The organism is Syntrophorhabdus sp. (assembly GCA_012719415.1).
In the GTDB taxonomy this organism is placed as follows: domain Bacteria; phylum Desulfobacterota; class Syntrophorhabdia; order Syntrophorhabdales; family Syntrophorhabdaceae; genus Delta-02.
The window spans coordinates 1-1,837 of the sequence record JAAYAK010000266.1 but is presented as its reverse complement, the minus strand read 5'-3'; the positions used below and the strand labels follow the sequence as shown (position 1 = coordinate 1,837).

Here is a 1,837-nt window from a genome sequence, read left to right as displayed (position 1 = left end):
TGCAGGAGGTCATAACCCTTGTTGTCTTCGCAGTCTTTTCTCTTCTCTATCTCAAGGAAGAATTCAGATGGAACTACCTCATCGCATTCGCCCTCATGGCGGGAGCGGTCTTCTTCATGTTCAGGGACTAGAAGACGGTTCCAGGTTCCAGGGATAGAAGACGGTTCCAGGTTTCAGGTTTCAGGCAAAAGACTGTTGCAAAGGTGCCGACCTTCCCTTGGAACCTCGGCACCTTTTTCTCTAACCTGGAACTTGGAACCTGGAACCTGAAACCGTCTTTACCGCTTTTCCGTGGTTATCACGACCCGCCAGTAGCTGTCGTAGAAGGGGAGGGTCTTCCAGGCGGCCGATTTCTTCACGACCTTTTCCGAACCGGGCTTGACGTATCGATAGGTTGCCGTCCCTTCCTTCTCTTTGACTATGCGTGTACCCATTTCGCGCAGTTCATGGAAACCTTTGTATTCTGTGCTCTTCAGAACGTTGAGCCGGGCCTGGGAGGGGTCGGAAGCGTAGATGTTGGTGCCGTCGGGCTGGAGTATGACGATGCCCGTGCCTGCGCCGAGCTTCATGTCCTTCAGGCACTCCCGCACCATGACGTCCGGGGATATCAACAGACTTACAGAGCCGGCAAACTCTTTCTTTCGATTGAATACGGGATAGTGGAAGGCTATGCCCTGCAGTCCTTCGACCGCGGTGAAGAGTTCGCTGAACAGGGGCTTCCGGGTCTCATGGATGCGGTTCACGATGGCCTGGTCACCGAGGTTTGAACCTTCATGCTTGCGGTATTTCTCGGGCTCGACGATCTCCATGATGCCCTTGGCGTTGATGAAGGCGCAATCGATGGAGTATCCTTTGCCGGCGCAGAGATCATGCACGGCCTTTCTCATGTCGGCACCGGGCGCGAGTCCCTCTCCGATCGCCTTCGCCGCCCTCGAAAGGTCGGAATCGATCTTTCCCAACGCTGATGCCGTCCTGTTCGTCACTTCGTCAAGCACGGCCTTTGCAGGGTCCGCGGCAAGGCACGCAAGAGAGAAAAAGGTGACCAGAACGACCACGGATATGCCCAGGACCACTTTCTTCATTCCCATCCTCCTTCTCATTCTTTCCCTTCCTCTTCGTCGGCGAAAAAGTTCCTACCATGGACATCGTCATGACAATAGGTGCAGAGGTTTTCCCAGTTCGACCCGTCGGGCGGGTTGTTGTTGTGGTTCCCGTCCTTGTGATGCACGGTGAGGAGGTGCCTGTCGGTGTGGTCGAATTCCCTGCCGCACCTCGCGCACATGAGGCCGTGCATCTTCAGCGATTGCTCGCGGTACTGTTCGTTCTTGACGTCCCTGTCCCGAGTGATCTCTTTGACGATATCCCCGATGGACCCCGTGATCTCCTTCTTCACCGGCCGGTTCGACCTGCGCACTGTGAATGCTCTGCGTTTCATCATTTTTCACCTGGACTCGCCCACGGGTCTGCGCTTCGCGGAAACGGGCACACGGGCCCACGAGGAAGAACCTTGTTGACCGATCTCCTCATCGCCCCGACCATACGCATCAACATATTGTACCCTTTTTTCATGGAAAGGCCATAAAAGTCTATTGTCTTTTCCCTGTCCGCCCGTTTGCGCGTCAGCGCGGACCCGTATGCCCGTCAGCTCTCAGGGTCCTGGCGATGTCCTCCACCAGCGGTTTCGACCCGACGTAGAGGGCGGTCCTCTGGTGGTGGTCCTTCGGCTCTATGTCAAGGATCGGGGCACCGTGCTCGTCCACCGCGTGCCCTCCCGCCTCCCTGCACATGAAGGCCACAACGGATGCCTCGTACATGAGGCGGAGCTTTCCCTCGGGCC

4 protein-coding genes are annotated in these 1,837 nt (G+C 56.6%); 1 reads left to right on the top strand and 3 read right to left on the bottom strand.

Going from position 1 to position 1,837, the window contains the following annotated elements; genetic code table 11:
- Positions 1–131: DMT family protein (locus tag GXX82_15595; protein NLT24465.1), on the top strand; the 131-nt coding region annotated here is incomplete at its 5' end.
- Positions 132–278: 147 nt separating this feature from the next.
- Here the strand turns inward: GXX82_15595 and GXX82_15590 are convergent.
- From GXX82_15590 to GXX82_15580, 3 genes are all read right to left on the bottom strand, one after another.
- A complete protein-coding gene (locus GXX82_15590) occupies positions 279–1,082 on the bottom strand; it encodes a hypothetical protein (GenBank protein NLT24464.1) in 804 nt (267 codons plus the stop codon).
- 14 nt (positions 1,083–1,096) lie between these two features.
- The gene (locus tag GXX82_15585; protein NLT24463.1) at positions 1,097–1,435 is read right to left on the bottom strand and encodes an HNH nuclease family protein; all 339 of its coding nucleotides are present in this window, start codon (positions 1,433–1,435) and stop codon (positions 1,097–1,099) included.
- Between the two features lie 184 nt (positions 1,436–1,619).
- Positions 1,620–1,837 (bottom strand): fructose-bisphosphatase class I (locus GXX82_15580; protein NLT24462.1); only part of this gene is annotated, 218 nt, incomplete at its 5' end.